Source organism: Nisaea nitritireducens (genome assembly GCF_014904795.1).
GTDB classification, from domain to species: domain Bacteria; phylum Pseudomonadota; class Alphaproteobacteria; order Thalassobaculales; family Thalassobaculaceae; genus Nisaea; species Nisaea nitritireducens.
This window is the reverse complement of the sequence record NZ_JACZFS010000057.1, coordinates 1-26,400: the sequence shown is the minus strand read 5'-3', so window position 1 is coordinate 26,400 and position 26,400 is coordinate 1. Positions and strand designations below refer to the sequence as shown.

Sequence of the window (26,400 nt, the reverse complement as noted above, 5' to 3'; positions counted from 1 at the left end):
TCAAAAATCCCGGTCCACGACATGATGGGCAACCGGATTGTCATCTCACGGTAAAAAGCCTTTGACAGACGCGCCGCGTGCTGGCATTTACCCGGCCTCACCGGCGGACACCTACCCGCCGGTTGTGCCCAGGTGGCGGAATTGGTAGACGCGCTGGCTTCAGGTGCCAGTGGCCGCAAGGTCGTGGAAGTTCGAGTCTTCTCCTGGGCACCATCTCTCCTGAAGTCGATCTGATACCCGGATGTTTGTTCGATCCGGCTTCGCCTTGGGGCACCATCTCTCCTAAAAGAAATCGCAAAACCGTTGGCGGGTCCCGATATTCTGTCGTAGGACCTGATTTACACGTGGCCGTTCAGCGGCCTTGGGCGAGACGGAGCAGGAGAACCCCATGACGATCACATTGCACAAGGGCGATCTGCCGGACGGTCTCGATCTCGGGCCGGTGGTGGCGATCGACAGCGAGACCATGGGGCTGCGCCCCGAGCGGGACCGGCTCTGCGTGGTTCAGCTTTCCTCCGGTGACGGCAATGCCCATCTCGTTCAGTTCGCCAGGGGCGAGCACAATGCTCCGAATCTGGCCCGGCTGCTTACGGACCCGAATGTCCTGAAGCTGTTCCACTTCGCCCGCTTCGACGTCGCAGTCATGCAGGCCTATCTCGGCGTGGTGACGGCTCCGATCTATTGCACGAAGATCGCGTCCAAGCTGGTGCGCACCTATACGGACCGCCATGGTCTCAAGGATCTGTGCCGGGAGTTGCTCGGCATCGACATGTCAAAGCAGCAGCAATCTTCGGATTGGGGTGCGGACGAGTTGACCGAGGAACAAATGGCCTATGCGGCATCCGACGTGCTCTATCTGCACAAACTGCGCGAAGAGCTGGATCGCCGCCTTGTGCGTGAAGGCCGTGACGGGATCGCCGCTGCAAGCTTTGGCTATCTTCCGACCCGTGCGGCACTCGATCTGATCGGCTATGGCGGTGAGGATATTTTTGCTCATTGACGGCGGAATCATCGGGATTCGTTGACCCTTTAGCGGTCATTCGCCATACTCTCGCCGTATAGACAAGCAATTGTCGGGCCAAAGTGGCGCGCATGTCGATGCCGATCTGAACGGGCTGGTGCCACACGCGGGAATCCGAGGTGATTCCAAGTGAATCACGAAAGAGGAATGGATGGCCGACCAAACTGCGGAAAAGCTGGGGGAGAATATTGACGGCCGCCGGTTTACTCCGAGCGGTCCGCGTTCCCTGAGAGCCGCCCAGTTTCGCGCCAGCCGTATTGTCGTGCTGATGAAGCTGATCCTGCCGGCGCTGGCGCTGGCAATCATCGCGCTCATCATCAGCTGGCCGCAATTGATCCCCGACCACACGAAATTCCGGCTTGGCGACAAGGTGAAGAACGTTCTTGTCGCGGCGACAGACGGTCTCAGCATGGATCAGCCACGCTATGTCGGCGTTGATGAGGAGCACCGTCCGTACGAAGTGACGGCGTCCCGGGCGAGCCAGCAGTCTCATGGCGACGACCGGCTCGATCTGGTCAATCCGCAGGCCGACCTCGCGGTCAACGAGGATGAATGGATGGCGCTTTCCGCTGCCACCGGAATTTACGACAAAAAGCAGAAAACGATCGATCTGGCCGGCGGTGTGACGGTATTCCACGATCATGGCTACACGGTGACGTCAGATACCGCGCGGGTCTTGCTGGATAAAGGTATGGCGATGAGCGATGATCCGGTCAGTGCCCATGGTCAGAGTGGAATCGCGACCGGAGAGGGGTTCCGGATCTATGACCGGGGCGAGCGCATTGTGTTTACCGGCAAAAGCAGGATTGTCTTCTTCCCGGCTCAATTCCAGGGCGGCAAGCCCCAGGGCGTGAATTAATGCGTTATCAGTCTTTTCATCGGCAATTCTGTGCTGTTTTTGGTGCCGTGTCTCTTCTTGTGGCGACCCTCTATGGTTCCGCCGATGCATACGGCCAATCGCTTCAATCTGCCAATGGTGACGATGCGCCCGTTACCGTCGAGGCGGATGACGGTATTGAGTGGATCCGCGAAGAGCAGATGTATGTGGCGCGTGGCAATGCCAGGGCCGAGCGGGGCGGGGTGACCGTTGCCGCCGATACGTTGACTGCGCTCTACCGCGACCAGGACGGCGCTACGGATATCTACAGGCTCGAGGCGATCGGCAATGTCGTGATCACCTCCGATAAACAGACCGGCTATGGCGAGCGGGCAGTCTACGATCTGGACGAGGCCGTCGCCGTCATGCTCGGAACCAAGGCGCCGCCTCGTCTGGAAACCGGAACGGAGACCATCACGGCGCGCGATAGCCTGGAATACTGGGACAAGCGTCAGATCGCCGTTGCTCGCGGTAACGCCGAGGCGAAGAAGGATGATCGGACGATCAGGGCTGACACATTGATCGCCCGGTTCGAGGAAGATGCCCAGGGCACTCTGGTCGCGAAACGCATGGATGCGGTCGGTAATGTCGTGATCACCACGGCCGAGGAGGTCGCGCGCGGGGACGAAGGCATCTACAATGTCGATTCGGAGACCGCTATCCTTCAGGGGAATGTGCGGATCACCCGGGGCGATAACCAGCTGAACGGCGAACGGGCCGAAGTGAATCTGAAGACCGGTATCAGCAAGCTGCTGGCTGGTCCGAACGGAGCACGGCAGCGGGTCAGGGGATTGTTCAATCCGAAGACGGGCAAGAAATGACCCGTCACGGCAAACGGCACACCGGAAAGCGGGGCATAGGCTAGGGATGAGCGACAGCAATATCGGTGCGGCCGACAGTCCTGTTGGAACTGGCGATGGGCCACGCCTAGTGAGCAGCAATCGCGGGCTCGTCGTGCGAAATCTCGGCAAGCGGTACAAATCGCGGCCGGTGCTGCGCGATGTCAGCCTTTCCGTGCAGCGCGGCGAGGCGGTTGGTTTGCTCGGCCCGAACGGCGCCGGCAAGACCACCTGTTTCTATGTCATCACCGGGCTGATCTCGGCGGATTACGGCTCCATCCATCTCGACGGCGCGGATATCTCGGACCTGCCGATGTACCGGCGCGCCCGGCTCGGCATCGGCTATCTGCCCCAGGAGGCATCGATCTTCAGGGGACTGACGGTCGAGCAGAACATCCGCGCGGTGCTTGAAATCGTCGAGGAGAATCCCGGCCAGCGGGATGCCTTGCTGGAAGATCTGCTGGCGGAATTCTCGATCAGCCATCTCCGCCGGACGCCGTCTATCGCACTGTCGGGTGGCGAGCGGCGCCGGGTCGAGATCGCCCGCGCCCTGGCATCGCACCCGAATTTCATCCTGCTCGACGAGCCGCTGGCTGGTATCGACCCGATTGCCGTCGGGGAAATCCGGGATCTGATCTCCCATCTGAAGGATCGTGGCATCGGCGTGCTGATCACCGATCACAATGTGCGCGAGACTCTGGATATCGTCGACCGGGCTTTCATCCTGCATGATGGCAAGGTCCTGATGGACGGCGTGCCGGACGAGATCGTTTCCAACACTGACGTCCGCCGGGTCTATCTCGGCGACCGCTTCAGGCTCTAGGGAGACCGACCTTGGCGCTCTCAGCCAGACTGGATCTCAGACAGTCCCAGAACCTGGTCATGACGCCGCAACTGCAGCAGGCGATCAAGCTGCTGCAGTTCAACAATCTTGAGCTCAACGAATTCGTCGAAGCGGAGATTGAACAAAACCCTCTGCTCGAACGGGATGACGGCGACGGGCCGGCAACGCTCGAAGCGCTCGAGGCGGATAATCTCGCGGCCTATGACAAGGCGGTCGAGGGGGAGAGCACCCCGGGCGATGCGGCCGAAAGCGGCTGGGACGAGGCACCGGACGGGCCCGATACAGTGGACCGGACGAGCGCGGAATCCTTGCCGGCGGGTAATGATGATCCCGGCGATTCTGACTACGACAACAACTGGAGCAGCGCCAGTGTCGAGGAGGCGGACCCTTCCCTGTCTCCGACCCTCGGCAGCTGGGAGAGTGCGGGCAGCGGTGGCGGTGGGCGCGGTGGCGAGGATTTGCCGGGCCTGGAAGAGTCCGTCGGGCAGGACAAGACCCTGCGTGAGCACCTTCTTGAACAGATAACACTCGATATCGTCCAGCCGGACGAGCGCATCATTGCCGCCGATCTGCTCGATTCCCTGGATGATGCCGGATATTACACGGGCGACCTTGAAGACGTGGCCGAACGGCTTGCCTGTCCCAGCGAGGCCGTCGATACGGTGCTCGGAAAACTGCAGAGCCTGGACCCGCCGGGTATTTTTGCCCGGAACCTTTCAGAATGCCTCGCCTTGCAGCTGAAGGACCGGAACCGGCTCGATCCGGCAATCCAGGCCCTGCTCGATAATCTGCCATTGCTGGCCAAGCGCGACATGCAGGCATTGTTGAAAGTCTGCGGTGTGGATGTCGAAGACATGACCGAGATGGTCGAGGAGATCCGCTCCCTCAACCCGAAACCGGGCCTCGCCTTCGAGCCGGACAGTAGCGAAGCGGTGGTGCCGGATGTGCTGGTGCGTCCGGCGCCGGACGGAACATGGATTGTGGAGCTCAATCCCGACACCCTGCCGCGCGTGCTGGTGAACAACGCGTATCTGTCGCAGGTCAGCCGGGCGCCGAAACAGAAGTCCGACCGGGAGTATCTGAGCGAGTGCCATCAGTCGGCAAACTGGCTTGTGCGATCATTGCACCAGCGGGCGACGACGATTCTGAAAGTGGCCGGTGAGATCGTCCGCCAGCAGGACGGCTTTTTCCAGCACGGCATCCAGTATCTGCGGCCGCTTGTGCTGCGCGATATCGCAGCGGCCATCGAAATGCATGAAAGTACCGTCAGCCGGGTCACATCGAACAAGTTCATGGCGACACCGCGCGGTATTTATGAGCTTAAGTACTTCTTCACCAGTGCCATCGCATCATCGGCGGGTGGTGATGCCCTTTCCGCGGAGGCGGTCCGGTTCAAAATCAAGAAATTGATCGACGAGGAACCACCAACCAAAGTGCTGTCGGATGATCGCATCGTGGAAATACTGAAAGGGCAAGGCGTCGATATCGCGCGGCGAACAATCGCCAAGTATCGCGAAGCGATGAAAATTCCCTCGTCGGTTCAGAGGAGGCGCGAAAAGTCGATGCGAATTTGATCTAATTGTCGGGAGCTTAGGAAACCGGTAAGCGCAATGCTTGACTCTCCCCTTGGGCGCGAATAAGTTCCGCGCCTTCGCTGGATAGGCGGCGTTCGGGCTTATTTTACCGGTGCCTGCGAGCCTTGGTTTGGGCATAGACAGGTCAGACTTCATCGACCGCGAAAAGAAGCATGCAATTATCGATTAACGGCAAGCAGGTCCAGATCAGCGAAGCGCTCAACGAGCATATCGAGCGTTTGGTGACTGCGATATCCGAGAAATACTTTGGTGACCCTCTCGATGGAAGCGTGACCGTTTCCAAGGAGGGAAATAGTTTCCGCACCGATATCGCGGTCCATGTCGGACGCGAGATGTTCGTGCGCGGTCAAGGTATTGCGGGGGACGCTTACGCGTCCGCTGACAAAGCCGGTGAGCATATCGACAAACGCCTGCGCCGATTCAAGCGTCGGGTCCGCGATCATCATCGCGGGAATGGTGGCGTGAAAGTTGCAGCGCAGCAGTATGTCCTCGCAGCGGACCAAGCTTCCGCGGAGCCCGTGATCGAGGATGAGTGGCAGCCGGTGGTTGTCGCGGAAATGACGACGTCGATCGAAGACCTCTCGGTTGAAGAAGCCGTGATGCGTCTCGAACTCGGCGAACTTCAGGTCGTGATGTTCCGGAACAGGGCGCACGGCGAGTTGAATGTGATTTACCGTCGCAGTGACGGGAATATTGGTTGGATTGATCCGAAGGGGCTGGCTCAGGGATGAGCCTGATCCTTTGTGGGCCGGTACGGTGCCCAGGCTGCTCCCGCGATGGAGAAAGCCTGCGCTGTGCCAGATATGAAACGAGAGCAGGGTAGACACGATGGAAGTCGCGGACATCCTTATTCCGGAGGGAGTTCTCCCTCATCTGAAGGTCACATCGAAAAAGCAGGCACTGCAGGAGCTGTCCCGCCGTGCTGCCGATGTGACCGGACTTGAGCAGAGAGAAATCTTTGACGTGCTTCTGGAGCGTGAGCGTCTGGGCACGACCGGCATGGGCAATGGCATTGCCATACCGCATGGCAAGCTGCCGTCGCTTGACCGGCTCTATGCCGTCTTCGCGCGCGCTGACCGTGCAGTCGAGTTCGATGCGATCGACGACAAGCCGGTGGATATCATTTTCCTGTTGTTGGCGCCTGAATCCGCGGGTGCGGACCATCTGAAGGCGTTGGCCCGGGTTTCCCGTCTGCTGCGAGACAAAGGCGTTTGCGAGAAGATCCGCGGCGCGGACAGTGTCGACGCGATCTATGCGCTTCTGACCGAAGCGACCGCCAGTAACGCGGCCTGATCTTTCCGTTATTCAGTATTTTTAAATGGTTCAGGCGCGTCCGCGTCCTAGTGGATGCGGGCCGCCTGCATTTCGTTCTCGGCGATCAGGGAGACTGCAGCCTCCCAACTCGGCGCGTCGGCGACCAGCTCACCATCCGCGGTGCGGATTTCGAAATTCTTTTCGCCGTCACTGGTTACCGGCTTAACGAAAGCGATATCGAACAGCCCGAGTGCGGCGAAGTCCCGCGAATTCAGTTGGCGCACGCTGTTAGATTCGGTCATTTCGCTTCCCATTTACATCTCCGTATTCCGGACAATGTCCTATTGAAGTCCTGATTGCTATTCTACAGGTCGACGGACGTTAGTCCGCCCGCTCGACATCAAGCTTCTTTCTTGTGCCCGATGTGGACGGTTTTTTCCCGGCATTGATCTCGATCGTTTGTACCTTCACCTCCGGCATCGGCCGGCGGAGATCGATATGAAGGAGACCGTTGTCGAGGTCTGCGGATTGGACCTCGATACCCTCCGCCAGGACGAACGTGCGCAGGAATTGACGCGCGGCGATGCCGCGATGCAGGTAAATCCTGTCGTCTTCCTCGACTTGCCGCCCGCGAATGACCAACTGATTGTCCTCGATCTGCACGCTGAGTTCGTCGGAGCCGAAACCGGCTACGGCAAGCGTGATGCGGAGGCCGTCACTCGAGGTTTGCTCGATATTATAGGGCGGGTACCCGTCGGCCGTGGACTTGGATATCCGGTCGAGCGTCCGCTCGAAATGATCGAAGCCGAGCAAGAGCGGAGAATTGAAAACTGACATGCGTGACATGGGACCAACCCCTCATGGCATGAGCGAGACGATCTTCGAGCCCGCGACGCGGCACTCAGGGCGCGCATCCTCATTGATCACGCGCCTACTTCATGTAGGTGATCGACGCGCCCGGATCAAGATCCCGGCGCCGTCCAATGGCTTCCAGTGGTTCCGAAGATGCATATGTGGACAGCCTCTGGCAGGCCACCTAGTCGAACAAGGCGTCGATATCGTCCTGGCTGAGGCCCTGGCTGCCCAGTGCCGGGCCGTTGAGGAGGCCTTCTTCTTCTTCCGAAATGCCTTCACTGACGCCGGCTTCGTCCTCGGGTATCGGCAGATCCTTGAACGCCTCAAGGCCGCCCCAGATATCGATCATGGCCAGGATCCGGCTCTCGATGAAGCGCAGTGTCTTCACCACCTGATTGATCCGCTGTCCTGTGAGATCCTGGAAGCTGCAGGCCTCGATGATCGAAATCAGCTGATTGGATGCTTGATCGATCAGTTGCTGGACTTCGGGATCATCGAGGGTGAAGCCGTGGATCTGCTTCAGGGTGCCTTCGATGGCATCGACCGATTCCATGATCTCGTTGGTCGCGGTTTCCGTCGTTTGTACGATCGTATCCAGTTGCAGGGAGGCGGTCTGCATCTGGTCTTCCGCCGACATCGGGTGCTTGATCGCCGCGATCTGGGTCTTGGCCTTGCCGATAGACCGGACCATCTGCGCGATCTCGATCCGCAGATCGTGGTCGATGTCGGTCATTTCCAGGGGCTGTTCGTCCGGCTCGGACGGTTCAGGCGCCTGTGCCTGTGCTTGTGCCGGGGGCGGTGCGCCCATTCCAACGGCTTTGCGAATCTCCGAAAGCTCGGTTCTCAGGCTCGAAATCTCGGCGAGAAGAGCCTGTTCGAACGCGCTGGAAGAGAAAGATGCCATGACATCCTTCTCGGCGACTGGCGATTGGACCGGATGTCCGCGTTCTTGAGCGCGGCGCTCCACCGAGAAAACTCTTCCCTTAGCATCACCCACGGCGCGACCTCAGCACTTGTTAGACCTCAGGGTGCGCTCGATCTTTACTCTGCGCGACACCACTCTAATTAGATTACACCATAACCTGAGCGTTCCTAATTTTCCGTTAATCAATTTTCTCTATCAAAGTTCTGCTGAAGGCATACGTTGGTTTAGATTAATAATAATGTTAGCAATTCGTTCAATCTTCTGGCGTATGACGGCATGGTTGGACAGGGGCGACCGGCCCTAGGCCCTGTGATCTGGAGCGAAAATGACCGCTGCTGAAGAAGAAGGCGCGCTGGACCCATCCACGCACTTCGCTTTCGAGCATAAAATTTTCAAGGTTAACGGCGCGCATTTCATGCTGACCGGTCAGGATCGGATTCCGGCCTTGCGTGTGAAGGTCGGCGATCTTGAGGCGTCGGTTCCGCTCGAGTCACTGTGCACGGAATTCGGTATCGATGAGGATTCCCAGGATGGGAAATTGCTCGATTCGGTCCGTAAGGGGTTGAATTACGTCAAGGATATCCGACCTGGCGATACCATCCCGCGCGAGTTGCTCGATGGCTCGGCCAGTTGGTCGATTGATGAAAAGCATCTCGAACGCGCCAAGAACCGTCTTATGGCCCAGATCGCAAAATGGGTTTCCGGCGAAGATGTCTCAATGGCCGAATCGGATATTCAGGCCGAACTGGCAAAGCCCGAGACCAAGGCGCGCATCCAGAATGGCGTTGCCGACATTGCCGAAAAGCTGGGCCTCGGCAAGGAGCGTAAACAGGAAGTGCTCGACCTGGTTGACCGGGTCGCCCGCGAGCTTGCCTATATCGAAGCCCTGCGTGACCGTTTCACCTATGCGAGCGCGATCCAGTCCAAGCTGGTTCAGGTGATCGCCCTGCATCGAGGTGACAGACAGTTCATCAGTGAGGTGCAGCGCGTGCGGACCCTGATGGAGCCTCCGATCAGGGACTTCAGTTTCATCTTCGATCAGGTCGATGCCCAGACCGGTGAAATCCTCACGGTGCTGAGAAGCTACGACAAGCAGATCAACTTCATTCGCGAGATGCGGGATGAACTGCACAAGAAGATCATGATTTGGGATGAAGTGATTGAGACCTGGGACATTGATCTCTCGACGCGTTCCAAGGGAATTCGTGAGGCGGTGCAATCAACCTACAGGTTTGTGGCGTATAATTTTCCGCAAGCTCAGGACTGGATGTAACGCCTCTTCCGTCACTATTGTTTTGCAATCCGCGCTCAAAACACAATTTACTGAAGGACCCGCATTCAGGCTTCATGCCGATGCACAGAGTTGGAGAGTAGGCGCGCTTCTTGCCAGGACAAGACCCTGACAACGATTCGGTGACGGGTATCCCGTCCGAAGTCGCATGGGCGGCATCGGAGAAACGTTTGGATCTCGGCGCTTCCGCGACCGGCGATCTTCCCCTGAGGCAAATTTCTGCTCCGGAGCTCGAAGACATTATCGAGCGCCACGGCATGTTCTTGCGCGGGCAGACCGGTGGCGCGCGCGCAAATCTGCCTGGCTACGATCTGAAATATATGGACCTTGCCGGCAAGGACCTGCGCGGGGCCGAGTTGTCCGGCTCCTCATTGCGAAACGCCAATATTGAGAAGGCAAACCTGCAGACGGCGAACCTTTTCGCCTGCGACATGCGCGAGGCCGTCCTGAAAGGCACGGACCTTTCCAGAGCCGATCTCCGTGGCGCCTGCCTGCGTGGTGCCGATCTTTGCGATGTCTTGCTGATGGAGGCGGATCTCCGGGACGGGGTTCTGCTGAAGCCGGACAACAAGGGCAATCTCGTCGCGGTGACCTACAATACCGTGGATGCGGATCTGGCTGTTGCCAACGCAACCCGGGCAGACATGAGCGGGGCCCGGCTTTCAAACGCCTTCATCGTGCAGACCGACCTGACCGATGCGAAGCTGCGTAACACGCGCTTCGTGCGCGCGGATCTCAGCCATTCAAACCTGACAGGCGCGGACCTTGAAGGTGCCGACCTGACCGAGGCTGTATTGACCGGCGCGATTCTGAACGGCGCTATCCTCTACAACGCGGTTTTCAGTGGTACGGACCTGACGGATGCGGACCTCGCCGGGGCGGTGTTCTCGAACATGAATCCAGGCGATCCGCAGTTCCGTCTGGCGCGGATGCCGAAGCTGCTGGATGCCCTCGGCCCGGAGATGGCGGATATCATGGTGCGCCATGACGTCTGGATCAAAAGCAACGGCAAGCAGGGCGAGCGGGCCAATCTGGCTCGCCGAGACCTCAGCCGCCAGAGTCTCAGTCGCCTGAACCTGGCGGCGGCGAATATGGAATGCAGCGTCCTGACGGGGGCCGATCTCTCCGGCATCAATCTGCTGATGGCGGACATGGCGTTGGCAGATATGCGGACGGCAGATCTGTCCAATGCGGATTTGCGCGGAGCCACCATGCGCCGCGCGAACCTTATGGAGGCGCGGCTTGTTGGTGTGCAGGCAAGCCCGGTGCAGATCGTGGGAGCGAAGACGCAGCATTGGCCTGCACATTTCGACCGCGCCCGGTTCGACAAAGCCGTTCTGCGCGGCGGTGATTTCCATCAGGCCGAGATGAGCGGTGCTGTTTTCACCGGCGCGGATCTGCGTGACTGCAACCTGCGGGGTGCAGTGCTCCGCGATGCCGAATTCGATGGCGCGGACCTGCGTGGCGCGGACCTCTCGGGGGCGGATACGCGCGGAGCGACCAATCTCCGCCTCGACTGACGGCGCCGGCATGCTGGTCAGACCGGAAATAACCCTTCAGGTCACCCGTGGGGTGACGCGCCTGTTCACCAATCTCGACTGGTGCCACGTGACCGAGATGCCGTTGCGCACGGGACGCCGGGTTGACGTTATGGCGATCGACGCATCCGGAGGCATCGCTGTCGTTGAGGTGAAGTCCGACCCGGCCGATTATCATGCTGACGGGAAATGGCATGAGTATCTCGATTTCTGCGACCGTTTTTATTTCGCCGTCGCGCCCGGTTTTCCGCGTGAGATCCTGCCGGACGATCCGCGCTGCGGTCTGATCCTGGCGGATCAGTACGACGCCGTGATTGCCCGGGAAGCGGAGCTGACGAAACTGAATGCCGCCCGCCGCAAGTCCCTTACCCTGAAGCTGGCGAGAACGGCGGCGAGACGCCTTTCTGTTTTGATGGATTTCTCTCAGGAGGTTCCGAGGGTGTCAGCCTAGGAGAGTCTATACATTCGTCTTGTTTTTGCATTAATGGCGTTTAATTTTCGATACCCATGTTTTTCTCGCAATTGTGCGTTGCAATATATGCGAATCTTGCATGGCTCTTCGCGATCTATATTCGGTTTGTGCATTCGTTCACCTCTGAAAGGAACACGAACATGAACCAGTTCAGCATCACCCAGACCCTTTTGACCTGCGCCGGCATTCTCGGCCTGCTCGGTTCCGTCGCTTATTACGGCGCGATGAACAACCTCTAAAACCTGCCCTTTCGGAAGGGCGTGCCGATCGGGGTTGGAGGTCTTGCTCCAACCGGCCTAGACTGGGCGCTATCAATGACGCTTGGTTTATGAGTTCCCATGAGACGCGCCCCGCCGAAATCCCTCCCCAGCCTCGCCGAGCCTGGACAGAAGCCCGTACGCCCGAAGGATTCCGGGAGCCTGATTGTGCTCCGGCGTCAAGATGATAGCCTTGATGTCCTGATGGGGCGACGAGCCAGGAAAGCTGTCTTCGGCGGTGTTTTCGTCTTTCCGGGCGGCAAGGTCGATGCCGCGGACCGCTCTGTCGGTTTCGCCAGCGATCTCGCCCCCGATGTTCTCACCCGTATTTCCAAAGATCAGCGACGTGCGCGGGGATTCTCCGTGGCCGCGGTTCGGGAAACATTTGAAGAAACCGGCCTGTTGCTTGCGGGGGCGGCCGATGTCGGTGCGACCAATCACGAGACGTGGATGGATTTCGCCGAGCGTGGCATTGCGCCCGATCTCGGCAAGCTTGGCTACGTCGGCCATGCGATCACACCGGCAAAACGCAAGGCCCGCTTCAATGCCCGGTTTTTCTTCGCCTGGGCGGATGACATGTCCGGCGAGCTTGGCGGCAGCGGTGAGCTGAGCGACCTTGATTTTTTCCCTCTGGCAGAAGCCCTGAAGCTCCCCCTCGTGGACGTGACCGAGTTCATGTTGCTGGAGGTACAGCGCCGCTATGCGGAGAACCTGGTGCCGAAGGAAACATACCCCTTCTTCAGCTATCGGACTGATTCCCCGTATATCCGATACAGCTGAGGGACAGGCCGGTTGGTCGTTATTTCGGCTGAACGAGGACGTTGAAAACGGCTGATCGTTCAATGCAGTCGATCTGTTCCAGCCCGAGCTCGGCCAGGTCGGCAAAATCCTGCTCTACCGTGGTTTTGTAGCATTCGAGGATGATTTTGGTGCGGTCTCTGCGGATGAGGTCGAGCACCGATTTGATGATGCGCAGTTCTGCGCCTTCCACATCCATTTTAATGAAATCGACCCGTTCCGGCCAAAGCGACCTTAAAGCGCGTTTTGGAATGGCGGGGCCAATGCCTTCGTTGGCTTCGCGACTGCTCGCCAGATTGATTCGCTGCACCATGTTGAGAAAACCGTCTTCGGAATCGACGGCGATATCGAGATTTGACGCGTCGATATTCGTCAGGCCGTTGAGGGCGATATTCCGGCGCAGGAGCTCGCAGGTTTTCTTGATCGGCTCAAAGACATGGATCGTTGCGTTGGGGCGGGCCGTCGCCAGTGCGATGGCATGGTTCCCGACATTCGCCCCGAGATCGAGGACGATATCCTCCTCGCCCATATGCTTCAGAATAAGCTCGACCTCTTCCGGTTCGTAGAGTTTTTGCCGGATATGCTGAAATTCGAGTTCGCTGTTCTGGCCGGAGATCGCAAACCTCAAGGTGTGGCCATGGAAGGGAACCTCGGCAACATCGCCCCCCGCCTGCAGAAATGTCGCGATCTCCAGGCAGGCGAGCAGATTGAAATGGAGATTTGGGTGTCGCGCTTCAATCTCTGAGTCCCCGCCAAGCAAGCTTCCGCAGATGTCCAGCACCTTGTCGTATCGCTTGCGTGCAAGATTGATTAGCGCAAGTTCGCCAAGATAGAGGGCAGTATGTTCGGGAGATATCCGCTGCCTGATTGCTTTTGACAGGATTTCTTCCGCTATATCGAAGTTCTCTGAGTTCTCAGCGACCTGGACCGAAGTCCAAATCTGATCGTGTGTGCTGGGAGGCGGTGTGTTTTCCTGGCTCAAGCCATATACCCTGATCGCAGAGAAGAGGCGCGCAGCCTGGCTCTTGCTCGTTTTGTAAAACATGCGTCATGTGCAAAACGGCACAAGCCGGGAAAATTAATATTAATATACTTAAGATAAGATGAACCTGCTCTCTTCATCGGCGGTGCCTTCGCAGTGCACCCGTCCACTCTCCACGAGGTGTATCAGGGCTGCCAGAAGGGAGCGTGCGGCGGCGCCATGTACGGCTGGCGGCACATCGGCGTAGATCGCCGGTACCATGTCTGAAATGTATTCCAGGCCATCCCCGAGGCAGGCGAGGATTTCATCTTCCCGGTCCCGGCGGTGGGCGATGAACGCCTCGACAAACGGTTTCGGGTTCCGGATTGGCCCGCCATGGGTCGGCCAATAGATCTCGTCGTCCCGCTCGAGCAGTCGGTCAAGGCTCTGGAGGTAATCCCCCATATTACCATCCGGCGGTGAGACCACGCTGGTCGACCAGCCCATCACCAGATCGCCGGGAAAGAGGATCTGCCGGTCCGGCCAGGCGAAGGCCAGGTGGTTCGAGGTGTGCCCCGGCGTATGGAGGGCCTCAAGCCGCCAGCCTTCTCCGTCTATCAGGTCCCCATCCCGCAGCACGATATCCGGCGAGAACTCCGCGTCCCCACCGGCCTCAATGCCGTCCGGCCCCCGGCCGTGCGGGCCGAAGCCATAAGTCGGTGCGCCTGTCGCTGCTTTCAGTGCGGCGGCAGCGGGTGAATGGTCGAGATGGGTATGGGTGACAAGAATATGCGTCACAGTCTCGTCACCGAGCCCGGCCAGCAGTGTTTGAACGTGATCGGGCAGATCCGGTCCCGGATCGATGACGGCGACATTCCCCTCGCCGACGATGAAGGTCGCCGTTCCCCGAAAGGTGAAGGGGCCGGGATTCCGGGCGACGATCCGCCGGAGACCGGGAGCGAGCCGCTCAATGACGCCATAGGGCGGCTCGAAATTCCGGTCGAAGGGAATGACCGTCGCCACCGGGTCAGGCTTCCGAGACGATGGTGTTGGACAGCAGGCCGATCTTGTCGATCTCGATCACGATCTCGTCGCCCGGCTTCATCCAGACTTGCGGGTCCCGGCGAGAGCCGACCCCGCCCGGTGTGCCGGTAACGATGACATCGCCCGGTACCAGCTCGGTGAAGGTACTGATGTAGTTGATCAGGCGCGGGATGGAAAAGATCAGGTCATCCAGCTTCGTGTGCTGCATGACCTCGCCGTTCAGCCGCGCTTCCATTACCAGAGGGCCAAGGTCCGGGATTTCGTCTTTCGTCACCAGGCACGGTCCGAAAGCGCCGGTGCCGATGAAGTTCTTGCCCGGCGTGAACTGGGTGGTGTGGCGCTGCCAGTCGCGCACACTGCCTTCATTGTAGCAGGCGTATCCCGAGACATGGTCCATCGCGTCAGCCTCGGTGATATGCCGCCCGGGCTTGCCGATGACGACGGCAAGCTCCGCCTCGTAATCCAGCATGTCGGAAACCTTCGGCTTGATCAGCGGCTCGCGGTGGCCGATCTGCGTGTTGGCGAAGCGGGCGAAGATCGTCGGATGCTCTACTTCCGGCCAACCTCCCTCGATGCGGTGCGCCTCGTAATTCAGGCCGACACAAAGAATTTTCTCGGGATCGGGAATGACTGGAAGGAAGTGTGCGTCCTCCAGGGAGACCGACGGGGCGCTGTCTTTAAGGGCGGCGGCGATCCCGGTCAGTGCGTTCGCGGCTATGGCGGCCTTCAGGCTTGGGTAGCGGGCAAGTGTGGCGGCATCGACCGCATGCAGCCCTTTGTCCGTTGCCAGTCCCCAGACCGTCTTGCCATCCAATTCAAACGTCGCGAACCTCATATGCCGCCTCCCTGGCGTTTCGGTGTGATTTTGTCGGAAGTCTAGAAATCCCGCCGGCTGCGGTCGATGCCCGATCCGGCATCAATGAGTGCCGTCAGACGGCATAAACCAGATAGAGCAGAAGGGCGCCGAGCAGGATCCGATAGACCACGAAGGGCATGAACCCGGCATGTTTCAGCCAGGCCATCATCAGGGTGATCGCGACCAGGGCGGAGGCAAAGGCGAGGCCTGCCGCCGTCAAGGCGTCGCGGGTCAGGCTGACATCGCCGCTCTGCCAGAGCTCGATGCCGGAGAGGGTCCCGGCGCCGGCGATTGCCGGGATTGAGAGCAGCAAGGAGAAGCGTGCCGCGTCGGCCCGCTCGAAGCCGAGAAACCGCGCCATGGTCATGGTGATGCCGGAGCGGCTGGTGCCGGGGATCAGAGCCAGGACCTGTGCCAAGCCGATGGCCAGGGCGCCGCCATAGCTCATGTGTTCAAGGCGTCGTACCGTCATGCCGACCCGATCCGCCAGGCCGAGCAGCAGGCCGAAGCCGAGTGTCGTCCAGCCGATGATTTCCACGCTGCGCAACATGCCGCCGGCATATTTGGCAATGGCGTAACCTGCAATGACCACCGGGATAGAGCCGAGGATGACTTGCAGCATCAGCCGGGTGCCTTGATCGACACGCCCCCGTATCAGTTTCCAGAAACCGGTGAGCATCATGCCGATCTCGCGCCATGCATAGACCATCACGGCGCCGAGCGTGCCGACATGGACAGCAATATCCAGCATGAGACCCTGATCCTGCCATTCCATCACATAGGGGACGAGGACAAGATGACCGCTGGAGGAGATGGGCAGGAATTCGGTGATGCCCTGAACGAGGGCAAGGATAGCCAGATGAAGTATCGGCACCGTCAGGCTCCGGTCTTGGTTTTGTCGAGGGTGTAAGGAAACTCGCGACCGTCGCCGGAGCCCCCGATCTCCTGCATGTAGCGTGAATAAGACTATAACATCCCGTTGCGACAGAAAGAATATGGCATAAAGTCTCGAATCGAGACTAAATATTGATCGTGGTTTGCGCATGCTGCCGTGCGTCGCAAGCGCACCCGTGTTGGCCAAGAAAATTAGTCCTAACTATTGACCTTTTCGGTTCCTTTCCGTAGATAGGCGCTCCCCAATGAGGTATAGTGACGTCCGAAAGACAATTCGGGCGGTGCAAGCCTGAAGAGGAATAAGGCCCGAAGGGCCGCGGGAGAGAGCGCAATGACTACCGACCGTATGCTGAAATTCGTCCACACCGCGAAGCGGATGCCGGCCAAGCGTGACGCCGAAGACCGGCGGCAGGATTTTGGCGAGATCTATGACGAGTTCGTCGAGGATCAGGCGCAAGAGCAGGCGAGCCGGTGCTCCCAGTGTGGCGTGCCCTATTGCCAGGTGCATTGCCCGCTTTCCAACAACATCCCCGACTGGCTGATGCTGACGGCCGAAGGCCGGTTGGAAGAAGCTTACGAGATCTCCAGCGCCACGAACAATTTCCCGGAAATCTGCGGCCGTATATGCCCGCAGGATCGTCTCTGCGAGGGGAATTGCGTGATCGAGAAGGGCTTTGACTCGGTCACTATCGGCTCCGTTGAAAAGTACATCACCGAGACCGCTTTCGAGCAGGGCTGGGTGAAGCCTGTGAAACCGGTTGCCGAGCGCAAGGAAAGCATCGGCATCATTGGCGGCGGCCCCGGCGGGCTCGCGGCGGCGGAGCAGCTCCGCAAGCGCGGCTATCAGGTGCATGTCTACGACCGGTACGACCGGATCGGCGGCCTGATGATTTATGGCATCCCGAATTTCAAGCTGGAGAAGGACGTCGTCCAGCGACGCACCCGGGTTCTGGAAGAGAGCGGCATTCATTTTCATACCGGGGTCGATGTCGGCAAGGACATCACCGTTGCCGAGCTGCGCGAGAAACACGCCGCGGTTCTGGTTGCCACCGGCGTCTACAAGGCGCGGGATATGAAATGCCCGGGCGTCGGTCTCGGCAATGTCCATCCGGCGCTGGATTATCTGACGGCCTCCAACCGCAAGGGGCTCGGCGACACCGTTCCGGCTTTCGAGGACGGGAGTCTGAATGCCGAGGGCAAGAACATCGTCGTCATCGGCGGCGGCGACACGGCGATGGATTGTGTGCGCACGGCCATTCGCCAGGGCGCCAAATCGGTGAAATGCGTCTATCGCCGGGACAAGGCCAACATGCCGGGCTCCCAGCGCGAGGTTCAGAACGCCGAGGAAGAAGGCGTCGAGTTCATGTGGCTGTCGGCCCCCGAGGCCTTCACCGGCGACGATGTTGTCGACGGTGTGCGGTGCCACCGCATTCATCTCGGTGTGCCGGACGCGACCGGGCGTCAGGCGCCTGAAGTGGTCGAGGACAGCAGCTTCACGATCCCGGCTGACATGGCGATCCTGGCGCTCGGCTTCGATCCGGAGGACATGCCGACCATGTTCGGCGAGGAAGAATTGAAGGTGTCCCGCTGGGGAACTCTCTCGATCGACTTCTCGTCCATGATGACCAGCCTCGACGGCGTCTTCGCCGCGGGTGACATCGTGCGCGGTGCGTCTCTCGTGGTCTGGGCCGTTCGTGACGGTCGTGACGTTGCCGATCAAATGCATGCCTATATCGAGCGACAGGCCAACGCCGCGCTCGATCTCGCTTCCTGAGCCGAGGGTGATCGATATGAAACAGGATAACCAATTTCCGATGACCGGCGGCGACGCCTTCGTGGCTGACTGGAAGGCGAATGTGGAGAGGCTTGAGGCCGCCCACGCCTACAACCCGGCGGACGAGCACGAGAATTGCGGCGTCGGTTTCGTTGCCTCCATCGACGGCACCCCGCGGCGCGACGTGGTCGAGGCCGGCATTCAGGCCCTGCAGGCGATCTGGCACCGGGGCGCGGTCGATGCGGACGGCAAGACCGGTGATGGCGCCGGCATCCATCTGCAGATCCCTCAGGACTTCTTCCGCGAGCATGTGGAACGTGCCGGGCAGGCGGTAGGCGACAGTCTGATCGCCGTCGGCATGGTGTTCCTGCCGCGTACCGATCTGGCGGCGCAGGAACGCTGCCGCTGTATCGTCGAGGAAGAGATTCTCTCGCGCGGCTACAAGATCTATGGCTGGCGCCAGGTGCCTGTGAATGTCGAGGTGATCGGCGAGAAGGCCAACGCCACCCGGCCGGAAATCGAGCAGATCATGGTTTCCGGTCCTGCCGGGGCGGATGAGACCAAGTTCGAGCGTGATCTCTACCTGATCCGGCGCCGGATCGAGCGCGCCGCGCTGGCCGAAAACATCACCGATTTCTACATCTGTTCGCTGTCCTGCCGGTCGATCATCTACAAGGGCATGTTCCTGGCCGAGCAGGTTTCCGAGTTCTTCCCGGATCTGCTGGACGAGCGTTTCGTCTCCAATTTCGCGATCTATCACCAGCGTTATTCGACCAACACTTTCCCGGCCTGGCGCGCTGCCCAGCCGTTCCGCGTGCTTGCCCATAACGGCGAGATCAACACGCTGAAAGGCTGCTGGAACTGGATGCGCAGTCACGAGACCCGTATGGCTGTGGATACGTTCGGCGACGAGATCGAGGACATCAAGCCGGTAATCCAGGACGGCAGCTCTGACAGCGCCGCGCTGGACGCGGTGTTCGAGCTGATGGTCCGGGCTGGCCGGTCTCTGCCCATGGTGAAGAGCATGATGATCCCGGAGGCGGTCGCCGATGGCGGCAACCTGACCCAGGAACTGCGCGACCTTTACGCCTATTGCAACGCGGTCATGGAGCCGTGGGACGGCCCGGCGGCGATTGCCGCTTATGGCGGGCACTGGGTGCTCGGCGGCATGGACCGGAACGGCCTGCGCCCGATGCGCTACAGCGTCACCGATAACGGCCTGCTGATCGCCGGGTCCGAAACCGGCATGGTGCGGATCAAGGACAAGAACATCATCGAGAAGGGCCGGCTCGATCCGGGCCAGATGATTGCGGTCGATCTGGTCAGCGGCAAGCTCTACCACGATGCCGAGCTGAAGGCGCATCTCGCTTCTTCCCGGCCGTTCGGCAAGTGGATCAAGCAGAGCACGAAGATCGACAAGCTGATCAAGAGCCACCACGAGGAGAAGCCGGGTCTGGAGCGCGACGACCTGCGCCGCCGCCAGGTGGTTTCCGGCTGGTCGCTTGAGGATATGGAACTGATCCTGCAGCCCATGGCGGATGGCGGCAAGGAAGCCATCGGCTCGATGGGGGACGATACGCCGCTGGCGGTGCTGTCCGAGAAATACCGCGGCCTGCACCATTTCTTCCGGCAGAATTTCAGCCAGGTGACGAACCCGCCGATCGATTCCCTGCGCGAACGCCGGGTGATGACCCTGCGGACCCGCCTCGGCAATCTGGGCAACATCCTGGATGAGACCGAGGAGCAGTGCGAACACCTGTTGCTTGAATCCCCCGTCCTGTCGAACGCCGAGTTCCAGGCGATGCGGGACTATATGGGCGACACGGCGGAGGAGATCGATTGCACCTTCGACGTCTCCGGCGGTGACTCAGCGCTCGCGGAAGCCATCGACCGGATTCAGCGCGAGGCGGAAGACGCGGTGCGCGGCGGTTGCACCCATGTCGTGCTCTCCGACAAGGCGATCTGCGCGACGCGGGCGGCGATCCCGATGATCTTGGCTACCGGTGCGGTGCACTCCTATCTGGTGCGCCAGCAGCTCCGGACCTTCACCTCGGTCAATGTGCAGACCGGCGAATGCCTCGATACGCATTACTTCTGTGTGCTGATCGGTGTCGGCGCCACGACGGTGAACGCCTATCTGGCGCAGGAAGCGATTGCGGACCGGCATGCCCGCGGGCTGTTCGGCGACAAGACGCTCAGCGACTGTGTCGGCGCTTATCGTAAAGCGATCCAGGACGGCATCCTGAAGGTGATGTCCAAGATGGGCATCTCCGTGCTGTCTTCCTATCGCGGCGGCTACAATTTCGAATCCGTCGGGCTGTCCCGTTCGCTGGTCGCCCGGTTCTTCCCGGGCATGTCCTCGCGGATTTCCGGCCTCGGCCTGCCCGGCATCCAGAAAAAGGCGCTGGAACAGCACCGCAAGGCGTTCGACGAAACCGTGGTGACGCTGCCGATCGGCGGGCTCTACCGGTTCCGCCGCCAGGGCGAGCGGCATGCCTTCGACGGGCCGATGATGCATGCCCTGCAGCACGCGGTCGCGACGGACAGCTATCACCTCTACAAGAAGTACGCGAACGAGATCTACGCTCAGAAGCCGATCAATCTCCGTGATTTGCTCGGCTTCAAGCCGACCGGCGAGGAAGTGGCGCTGGAAGATGTTTCTTCCATCACCGAGATCCGCAAGCGGCTGGTGGCGCCGGGCATCTCTCTCGGCGCGCTCAGTCCGGAAGCGCACGAGACCCTCTCGATCGCCATGAACCGGATCGGCGCCAAGTCGGATTCCGGTGAGGGCGGCGAGGATCCTGCGCGCTTCAAGCCGCGCCCGAACGGCGACAATCCGAGCTCGGCCATCAAGCAGGTCGCCTCCGGCCGCTTCGGCGTCACGGCGGAGTACCTGAACAATTGCCGCGAGCTTGAAATCAAGGTCGCCCAGGGCGCGAAGCCGGGCGAGGGCGGACAGCTGCCGGGTATCAAGGTCAATTCCATGATCGCCAAGCTGCGGCACTCGACCGAGGGCGTGACCCTGATCTCGCCGCCGCCGCACCACGATATTTATTCGATCGAGGATCTGGCGCAGCTGATCTACGACCTGAAGCAGATCAACCCGGATGCGCGCGTCTGTGTGAAGCTGGTGGCTTCCTCCGGCATCGGCACGATTGCCGCCGGTGTCGCCAAGGCGAAAGCGGACACGATCCTGATTTCCGGCCATGGCGGCGGTACCGGCGCCAGCCCGCAGACTAGCATCAAGTATGCTGGTATTCCGTGGGAAATGGGCCTCTCCGAGGTGCATCAGGTGCTTACCCTGAACCGGCTCCGGCACAAGGTTTCGCTGCGTGTCGACGGTGGTTTCCGGACCGGCCGGGACGTGGTCATCGGCGCCATTCTCGGGGCCGAGGAATTCGGTATCGGCACCGCCTCTCTGGTGGCGATGGGCTGCATCATGGTCCGTCAGTGCCACAGCAACACCTGCCCGGTCGGGGTCTGCACCCAGGACCAGAGCCTGCGCGCCAAGTTCGACGGCACGCCGGAAAAGGTGGTGAACCTGTTCTCCTTCGTGGCCGAGGAAGTGCGTGAGATTCTCGCCGAACTCGGTGTCCGGTCGCTGGAAGAAGTGATCGGCCGGACCGACCTGCTGCATCAGGTCAGCCGCGGCGATCCGTCCCTCGACGATCTCGACCTGAACCCGATTCTGGTGCGCGCCGACAGTGGCGGGCTGCCGGTGATGAATGCGGTCGAAGGCCGGAACGAGGTGCCGGAGACGCTGGACGCGCAGATGATCAAGGATGCGCAGCCGGCGCTTGAGGGCGGTGAGAAAATGCAGCTCACCTACAATATCGCCAACACGCTGCGCGCCATCGGCACCAAGCTCAGTTCCCGGATCACCCGGAAATACGGCATGTTCGGATTGCAGCCGGGGCACATCACCGTGCGTCTGCGCGGCTCCGCCGGCCAGTCCCTCGGTGCCTTCGCGGTGCAGGGCCTGAAGCTGGAAGTGTTCGGCGATGCCAACGACTATGTCGGCAAGGGCCTCTCCGGTGGCTCGATCGTGATTCGGCCGATGACGGCGGCACGCTTTGCCTCGAACGAGAACACCATCGTCGGCAACACCGTGCTCTACGGGGCGACGGCGGGGCAGCTCTTCGCTGCTGGTCAGGCGGGTGAACGGTTTGCGGTTCGGAACTCCGGCGCCGATGCGGTGGTCGAGGGGTGCGGCTCGAACGGGTGCGAGTACATGACCGGCGGAACCGTCGTGCAGCTTGGCCCGGTGGGCGAGAACTTCGCCGCCGGCATGACCGGCGGCATGGCCTTCATCTACGATTCGGACGGCAGTTTCGAGCGTAACGTCAATCCGGAGTCGGTGCTTTGGCAGCGGATCGAGACGGATTACTGGGAAGCGGCCCTGAAGCGTCTGGTGCAGGAGCATGTGGAGCAGACTCAATCCCGCTTCGCCGAGCGTCTGCTGATCAACTGGGGGCAGGAGATTGGGCATTTCTGGCAGGTCGTGCCGAAGGAAATGATTGCCCGCCTGCCGCAGCCGCTCAGCTATTCCAGCCGGGAAAAGCGTGCGTGAGCGCGCCCGCATTCACGCTCTATGGGGACCGGCGTTCCGGAAATTGTCTGAAGATCGTCTATGCGGCGGACTGGCTCGGCCTCGGCTACCGGTTTGTCGATGTCGACATCATGACAGGCGAAAGCCGGACACCGGACTTCCTGGCGGTGAACCCGGCGGGACAGGTGCCGGCAGTTGATTTCGGCGGCGGCAAAACGCTGGCCCAGTCGAACGCTGTGCTGCTTTATCTGGCTGAGAATACGGCCTTGCTGCCGCAGGATCCGTTCCTGCGGGCCAAGGTGAACGAATGGCTGTTCTGGGAGCAGTACAGCCACGAGCCCTATGCCGCCGTCTGCCGTTTCCACATGGTCTATCAGGGAAAATCCGCCGATCAGCGGGAAGCCTGGCGGGTGGAGCGGGGCGAGCAGGCGCTGGATCACATGGAAAGCCAGCTCGCGGGCAAGAGCTTCCTTGTCGGCGAGACCCTTACCGTGGCCGACATCTCCTTACTGGCCTATACGCGGTTGGCCGGAGAGGGTGGCTTCGATCTGTCGGTCCGACCAAACCTCACAGCCTGGATTGCACGCTGCGAGACGGCGCTGGAGCTGCAGCCCGTCGCTGCTTGAAACCGGCCTCTACCCTGCCGTCCGTGGATCCCGACCTGCGTCGGGATGACGGGGAGGGGGTGGGCGCTTGAGGATTTCCTGTCTGACAGTTCGCTAAGTATTAGCCACAAGCAATCGTCATCCCGACGCAGGTCGGGATCCACCGATCGTCGGGCGCGCCTGTCTTTCATGAAATTTCATCGAACTCGGGCGGTGACGGAGCAAAAAAACAGAATGCCCGAACCGAGTGGAGGCGGTCCGGGCATTCTTTGTTCGGGGGGCAGAAAGCGGTGGGGGGTTAGGCCGCCTTCTTACCTTCGATGGCCTTCACGGATGGCCGTACTTCAATCTTGCGCGGCTTCGCCTCTTCGGGGACTTCGCGCACGAGGGAGACATGGAGCAGGCCATTCTCCAGATTGGCGCCGGTCACCTTGATGAAGTCGGCGAGCTCGAACCGGCGCTCGAAAGCGCGTTCGGCGATGCCGCGATGCAGGAATTCCCGGCCCTCGCCATCCTCGGTCTTCTCGACCTTGCCGGTGATGATGAGAGAGTTCTCTTTCACCGTGACGTCGATATCCTTTTCGGCAAATCCTGCGACAGCCATTGAGATACGGTAGTCGTCCTCGCTGACTTTCTCGATATTGTAGGGCGGGTAGGCTGGCTGGCTGCCGGTGGCAGGCGCGCGAAGTGCCGCATCGGCAAGCTGCGCCATGCGGTCGAAACCGACGGAATTACGGAACATCGGAGAAAAATCGATCGTACGCATTGGATCCATATCCTTTCCAAGCAACATGGTCGTCAATCTGTCACCCGCCATATCGCTGGCCGGGTGGCGTTTCATTGCACCGTCCCGAAGGTGGCAACGGCGCTGACCAAGATCTGGGAAAGCGGGAAAACGGATTCAAGAGGGAAAAATACGCAAACAAAAACGGGCGCCCCGAAGGACGCCCGTTCAGTTTCCGCCGGCCGAAGCCTGCGGCAATTCGTCTTGGTATTAGATACCGAGGTTGGCGAAGCGCTTGTTGAAGCGCGCAACCTGACCGCCACTGTCGAGGATCCGGTGCTGGCCGGTCCAAGCCGGATGGGTCAGCGGGTCGATTTCGAGCCGAAGCACGTCGCCCTCTTTACCCCAGGTCGACTGGGTCTGGTATTCGGTGCCATCGGTCATCACGACTGTGATCGCGTGATATTCGGGATGGATATCAGCCTTCATTTTTCGTACTCCTGCCCCCGAGCGTTCATGGGCGCGGGTATCAATCCGTGAATAAGAGCGCGACGATATAAAGGAGACAGGGACCGAGCGCAAGGGCGAAGGGACCTGTTTTTGTGGGAATCCGATATGAGCGAACAGAATAGCCGGCGCAATCTTGGTCCCCTGAGGGCTTTGTTGCCGTTCATCCGGCCCTATCGGCTGCAGGTTGCCGGTGCCGCGGTCGCGCTGATCGTCGCCGCCGTCACGGTGCTGGCCATGGGCAACGGGCTGCGCCTGCTGGTGGACAAGGGATTCTCCGCAGGCGATCCGGCATTGCTGGACGGAGCGGTGATCGTCCTGATGGGCGTCGTCGTTCTGCTGGCCGGTTCGAGCTATGCGCGGTTCTTCCTGGTCTCCTGGATCGGCGAGCGTGTGGTGGCGGATATCCGCAAGGCCGTGTTCAACCATGTGATCTCCCTCAGCCCCGGTTTCTTTGAAACCACTCGCACGGGCGAGCTGCTGTCCCGCCTGGCCACCGACACCACGCTGGTGCAAACCGTGGTCGGCTCCTCCGTCTCCATCGCCTTGCGCAACACGCTGCTGTTCTGTGGCGCGCTGGTCATGCTGCTGATCACCAGTGCCAAGCTGTCCGGCTATGTCCTGCTGGTCGTGCCCATCGTGGTGATCCCGATCATCGTGCTTGGCCGCAAGGTGCGGCGGCTGTCCCGCGATACCCAAGACCGGGTGGCTGATCTCGGCTCCTACGCGGAGGAAACGCTCTACGGGATCCGTGCGGTCCAGGCCTTTGCGCACGAGCCGGTGGACCGCGAGCGGTTCGGCTCCCGGGTCGAGAATGCGTTGAGTGCCGCCCTCGGCCGGATCAGGGCCCGCGCTGCTCTTACCGCTATCGTCATATCACTGGTCTTCGGCTCCATCGCCGTGATTCTCTGGATCGGCGGCCGGGACGTTCTGGCCGGCCGGATCAGTGCGGGCGAGCTTTCAGCCTTCGTCTTCTATGCTGCCGTCGTCGCAGGCTCCACAGGAGCCCTCTCAGAGGTCCTTGGCGACCTGCAGCGGGCCGCAGGCGCCATGGAACGTCTAATGGGCCTCCTGCAGGCGGAGAGCGACGTCTCCGCACCGGCCAATCCTGTGCCCCTGACCGATCCGGCAAAGGGGCTGGTCAGTTTTGAAGATGTCGACTTCTGCTATCCGGCCCGGCCGGACATCCCGTCGCTTTCCGGTTTCACCGCGTCCGTGAAGCCCGGCGAGCGGGTCGCCATCGTCGGCCCGTCCGGCGCCGGCAAGTCGACCATCTTCCAACTTCTGCTGCGCTTCTACGACCCGCAGGCGGGGCATATCCGGATCGACGGAGTCGATCTGACGGAGGCCGACCCGCGCGCCTTCCGCTCGCTGATCGGCCTGGTGCCGCAGGAGCCGGTGATCTTCTCCGACAATGCGATGGAGAATATCCGCTACGGCCGCCCGGATGCGGCGGATGAAGAGGTGATCGCCGCCGCCGAGGCAGCCAATGCGAAAAGCTTTATCGAGGCCCTACCGGAAGGTTTCGCAACCCACCTTGGTGAGAAAGGCGTGCGCCTCTCCGGCGGCCAGCGCCAGCGTATCGCCATCGCCCGCGCCATCCTGCGCGACCCGGTCATCCTGCTGCTGGACGAAGCAACCAGCGCGCTCGATGCCGAAAGCGAGCGGGCCGTGCAGAAGGCGCTCGAAGCCATCATGCCGGGCCGTACCACGCTGGTCATCGCCCACCGCCTCGCCACGGTGCTGAAAGCGGACCGCATCCTGGTGCTGGAAGACGGCCGCCTGATCGCCGAAGGCAAGCATTCCGAGCTGCTTGAGAGCAACCCGCTCTACCGCCATCTGGCCGAGCTACAGTTCGCGGATTCAGCGGCTGCGGGGATGGCGATTTCGGCGGAGTAGGGCGCGCGACGACCCTTCGCG

The 26,400-nt window shown here is 60.7% G+C and carries 24 protein-coding genes and 1 tRNA gene; 16 read left to right on the top strand and 9 right to left on the bottom strand.

The window, feature by feature from the left end; genetic code table 11:
- Positions 1 to 126: 126 nt before the first annotated feature.
- The 8 genes from IG629_RS18465 (at position 127) to ptsN (ending at position 6,469) form a co-directional block, all read left to right on the top strand.
- A tRNA-Leu gene (locus IG629_RS18465) sits at positions 127 to 213 on the top strand.
- A 175-nt stretch (positions 214 to 388) separates the two neighbouring features.
- Positions 389 to 1,000: a ribonuclease D gene (locus IG629_RS18460; RefSeq protein ID WP_193173397.1), complete on the top strand. Its 612-nt coding sequence runs from the start codon at positions 389 to 391 to the stop codon at positions 998 to 1,000.
- Between the two features lie 172 nt (positions 1,001 to 1,172).
- Positions 1,173 to 1,880: an LPS export ABC transporter periplasmic protein LptC gene (gene lptC / locus IG629_RS18455; protein ID WP_193173396.1), complete on the top strand. Its 708-nt coding sequence runs from the start codon at positions 1,173 to 1,175 to the stop codon at positions 1,878 to 1,880.
- A complete protein-coding gene (locus IG629_RS18450; protein ID WP_193173395.1) occupies positions 1,880 to 2,719 on the top strand; it encodes an LptA/OstA family protein in 840 nt (279 codons plus the stop codon). Before lptC ends, IG629_RS18450 begins: the two co-directional genes overlap by 1 nt.
- Positions 2,720 to 2,765: 46 nt before the next feature.
- Complete coding sequence (lptB, locus tag IG629_RS18445; RefSeq protein ID WP_193173394.1) at positions 2,766 to 3,560, top strand: LPS export ABC transporter ATP-binding protein; 795 nt, start codon at positions 2,766 to 2,768, stop codon at positions 3,558 to 3,560.
- Between the two features lie 11 nt (positions 3,561 to 3,571).
- Complete coding sequence (rpoN, locus tag IG629_RS18440; RefSeq protein ID WP_193173393.1) at positions 3,572 to 5,155, top strand: RNA polymerase factor sigma-54; 1,584 nt, start codon at positions 3,572 to 3,574, stop codon at positions 5,153 to 5,155.
- 173 nt (positions 5,156 to 5,328) lie between these two features.
- Positions 5,329 to 5,907, top strand: a complete 579-nt coding sequence (gene hpf / locus IG629_RS18435) for a ribosome hibernation-promoting factor, HPF/YfiA family (protein WP_193173392.1) — start codon at positions 5,329 to 5,331, stop codon at positions 5,905 to 5,907.
- Between the two features lie 97 nt (positions 5,908 to 6,004).
- A complete protein-coding gene (gene ptsN / locus IG629_RS18430) occupies positions 6,005 to 6,469 on the top strand; it encodes a PTS IIA-like nitrogen regulatory protein PtsN (RefSeq protein ID WP_193173391.1) in 465 nt (154 codons plus the stop codon).
- Positions 6,470 to 6,516: 47 nt separating this feature from the next.
- On the opposite strand, the gene IG629_RS18425 is transcribed toward ptsN, so the two are convergent.
- From IG629_RS18425 to IG629_RS18415, 3 genes are all read right to left on the bottom strand, one after another.
- Positions 6,517 to 6,732: a hypothetical protein gene (locus tag IG629_RS18425; protein ID WP_193173390.1), complete on the bottom strand. Its 216-nt coding sequence runs from the start codon at positions 6,730 to 6,732 to the stop codon at positions 6,517 to 6,519.
- 79 nt (positions 6,733 to 6,811) lie between these two features.
- Positions 6,812 to 7,276, bottom strand: coding sequence for an Hsp20 family protein (locus tag IG629_RS18420; RefSeq protein ID WP_193173389.1), 465 nt, complete (start codon positions 7,274 to 7,276; stop codon positions 6,812 to 6,814).
- 190 nt (positions 7,277 to 7,466) lie between these two features.
- Positions 7,467 to 8,189 (bottom strand): protein phosphatase CheZ, encoded by a 723-nt coding sequence (locus IG629_RS18415; RefSeq protein WP_193173388.1) that lies wholly within the window; start codon positions 8,187 to 8,189, stop codon positions 7,467 to 7,469.
- 346 nt (positions 8,190 to 8,535) lie between these two features.
- On the opposite strand from IG629_RS18415, the gene IG629_RS18410 reads away from it, so the two are divergent.
- From IG629_RS18410 to IG629_RS18395, 4 genes are all read left to right on the top strand, one after another.
- Positions 8,536 to 9,483 carry a hypothetical protein gene (locus tag IG629_RS18410; RefSeq protein ID WP_193173387.1) on the top strand — a complete coding sequence of 316 codons (948 nt, stop codon included), beginning with the start codon at positions 8,536 to 8,538 and terminating at the stop codon, positions 9,481 to 9,483.
- A 188-nt stretch (positions 9,484 to 9,671) separates the two neighbouring features.
- Entirely contained in the window at positions 9,672 to 11,021 is a 1,350-nt protein-coding gene (locus tag IG629_RS18405) for a pentapeptide repeat-containing protein (protein ID WP_226886919.1), read from the top strand.
- Between the two features lie 10 nt (positions 11,022 to 11,031).
- The gene (locus tag IG629_RS18400; RefSeq protein ID WP_193173385.1) at positions 11,032 to 11,490 is read left to right on the top strand and encodes an MmcB family DNA repair protein; all 459 of its coding nucleotides are present in this window, start codon (positions 11,032 to 11,034) and stop codon (positions 11,488 to 11,490) included.
- Between the two features lie 446 nt (positions 11,491 to 11,936).
- Entirely contained in the window at positions 11,937 to 12,548 is a 612-nt protein-coding gene (locus tag IG629_RS18395) for an NUDIX hydrolase (protein ID WP_193173384.1), read from the top strand.
- A 19-nt stretch (positions 12,549 to 12,567) separates the two neighbouring features.
- On the opposite strand, the gene IG629_RS18390 is transcribed toward IG629_RS18395, so the two are convergent.
- From IG629_RS18390 to IG629_RS18375, 4 genes are all read right to left on the bottom strand, one after another.
- Complete coding sequence (locus IG629_RS18390; protein WP_193173383.1) at positions 12,568 to 13,548, bottom strand: FkbM family methyltransferase; 981 nt, start codon at positions 13,546 to 13,548, stop codon at positions 12,568 to 12,570.
- Between the two features lie 111 nt (positions 13,549 to 13,659).
- Positions 13,660 to 14,550, bottom strand: a complete 891-nt coding sequence (locus tag IG629_RS22975; protein WP_193173382.1) for an MBL fold metallo-hydrolase — start codon at positions 14,548 to 14,550, stop codon at positions 13,660 to 13,662.
- Between the two features lie 4 nt (positions 14,551 to 14,554).
- Positions 14,555 to 15,406, bottom strand: a complete 852-nt coding sequence (locus IG629_RS18380) for a fumarylacetoacetate hydrolase family protein (protein ID WP_193173381.1) — start codon at positions 15,404 to 15,406, stop codon at positions 14,555 to 14,557.
- 94 nt (positions 15,407 to 15,500) lie between these two features.
- A complete protein-coding gene (locus IG629_RS18375) occupies positions 15,501 to 16,301 on the bottom strand; it encodes an undecaprenyl-diphosphate phosphatase (protein ID WP_193173380.1) in 801 nt (266 codons plus the stop codon).
- Between the two features lie 351 nt (positions 16,302 to 16,652).
- Between IG629_RS18375 and IG629_RS18370 the strand changes: the two genes are divergently transcribed.
- From IG629_RS18370 to IG629_RS18360, 3 genes are read left to right on the top strand one after another with little or no spacing between them, the layout of a single operon-like run.
- Complete coding sequence (locus IG629_RS18370; RefSeq protein WP_193173379.1) at positions 16,653 to 18,095, top strand: NAD(P)-dependent oxidoreductase; 1,443 nt, start codon at positions 16,653 to 16,655, stop codon at positions 18,093 to 18,095.
- 16 nt (positions 18,096 to 18,111) lie between these two features.
- The gene (gene gltB, locus IG629_RS18365; protein ID WP_226886917.1) at positions 18,112 to 22,665 is read left to right on the top strand and encodes a glutamate synthase large subunit; all 4,554 of its coding nucleotides are present in this window, start codon (positions 18,112 to 18,114) and stop codon (positions 22,663 to 22,665) included.
- Complete coding sequence (locus IG629_RS18360) at positions 22,662 to 23,270, top strand: glutathione S-transferase family protein (RefSeq protein ID WP_193173378.1); 609 nt, start codon at positions 22,662 to 22,664, stop codon at positions 23,268 to 23,270. The genes gltB and IG629_RS18360 overlap by 4 nt, the downstream gene beginning before the upstream one ends.
- Positions 23,271 to 23,547: 277 nt before the next feature.
- Here the strand turns inward: IG629_RS18360 and IG629_RS18355 are convergent, their stop codons facing one another.
- Positions 23,548 to 24,015 carry an Hsp20 family protein gene (locus IG629_RS18355; RefSeq protein ID WP_193173377.1) on the bottom strand — a complete coding sequence of 156 codons (468 nt, stop codon included), beginning with the start codon at positions 24,013 to 24,015 and terminating at the stop codon, positions 23,548 to 23,550.
- 228 nt (positions 24,016 to 24,243) lie between these two features.
- Entirely contained in the window at positions 24,244 to 24,462 is a 219-nt protein-coding gene (gene rpmE, locus IG629_RS18350) for a 50S ribosomal protein L31 (protein WP_028467674.1), read from the bottom strand.
- Positions 24,463 to 24,588: 126 nt separating this feature from the next.
- Between rpmE and IG629_RS18345 the strand changes: the two genes are divergently transcribed.
- A complete protein-coding gene (locus IG629_RS18345) occupies positions 24,589 to 26,379 on the top strand; it encodes an ABC transporter transmembrane domain-containing protein (protein WP_193173376.1) in 1,791 nt (596 codons plus the stop codon).
- Positions 26,380 to 26,400 lie beyond the last annotated feature (21 nt).

Coding starts and splice junctions, on each gene's coding strand:
- gltB (WP_226886917.1), top strand. CDS start 18,112: ATGAAACAGGATAACCAATTTCCGATGACCGGCGGCGACGCCTTCGTG.
- ptsN (WP_193173391.1), top strand. CDS start 6,005: ATGGAAGTCGCGGACATCCTTATTCCGGAGGGAGTTCTCCCTCATCTG.
- IG629_RS18370 (WP_193173379.1), top strand. CDS start 16,653: ATGACTACCGACCGTATGCTGAAATTCGTCCACACCGCGAAGCGGATG.
- lptB (WP_193173394.1), top strand. CDS start 2,766: ATGAGCGACAGCAATATCGGTGCGGCCGACAGTCCTGTTGGAACTGGC.
- IG629_RS18460 (WP_193173397.1), top strand. CDS start 389: ATGACGATCACATTGCACAAGGGCGATCTGCCGGACGGTCTCGATCTC.
- rpmE (WP_028467674.1), bottom strand. CDS start 24,462: ATGAAGGCTGATATCCATCCCGAATATCACGCGATCACAGTCGTGATG.
- IG629_RS18355 (WP_193173377.1), bottom strand. CDS start 24,015: ATGCGTACGATCGATTTTTCTCCGATGTTCCGTAATTCCGTCGGTTTC.
- lptC (WP_193173396.1), top strand. CDS start 1,173: ATGGCCGACCAAACTGCGGAAAAGCTGGGGGAGAATATTGACGGCCGC.
- IG629_RS18345 (WP_193173376.1), top strand. CDS start 24,589: ATGAGCGAACAGAATAGCCGGCGCAATCTTGGTCCCCTGAGGGCTTTG.
- IG629_RS18420 (WP_193173389.1), bottom strand. CDS start 7,276: ATGTCACGCATGTCAGTTTTCAATTCTCCGCTCTTGCTCGGCTTCGAT.
- IG629_RS18400 (WP_193173385.1), top strand. CDS start 11,032: ATGCTGGTCAGACCGGAAATAACCCTTCAGGTCACCCGTGGGGTGACG.
- IG629_RS18415 (WP_193173388.1), bottom strand. CDS start 8,189: ATGGCATCTTTCTCTTCCAGCGCGTTCGAACAGGCTCTTCTCGCCGAG.
- IG629_RS18450 (WP_193173395.1), top strand. CDS start 1,880: ATGCGTTATCAGTCTTTTCATCGGCAATTCTGTGCTGTTTTTGGTGCC.
- hpf (WP_193173392.1), top strand. CDS start 5,329: ATGCAATTATCGATTAACGGCAAGCAGGTCCAGATCAGCGAAGCGCTC.
- IG629_RS18380 (WP_193173381.1), bottom strand. CDS start 15,406: ATGAGGTTCGCGACGTTTGAATTGGATGGCAAGACGGTCTGGGGACTG.
- IG629_RS18410 (WP_193173387.1), top strand. CDS start 8,536: ATGACCGCTGCTGAAGAAGAAGGCGCGCTGGACCCATCCACGCACTTC.
- IG629_RS18425 (WP_193173390.1), bottom strand. CDS start 6,732: ATGACCGAATCTAACAGCGTGCGCCAACTGAATTCGCGGGACTTCGCC.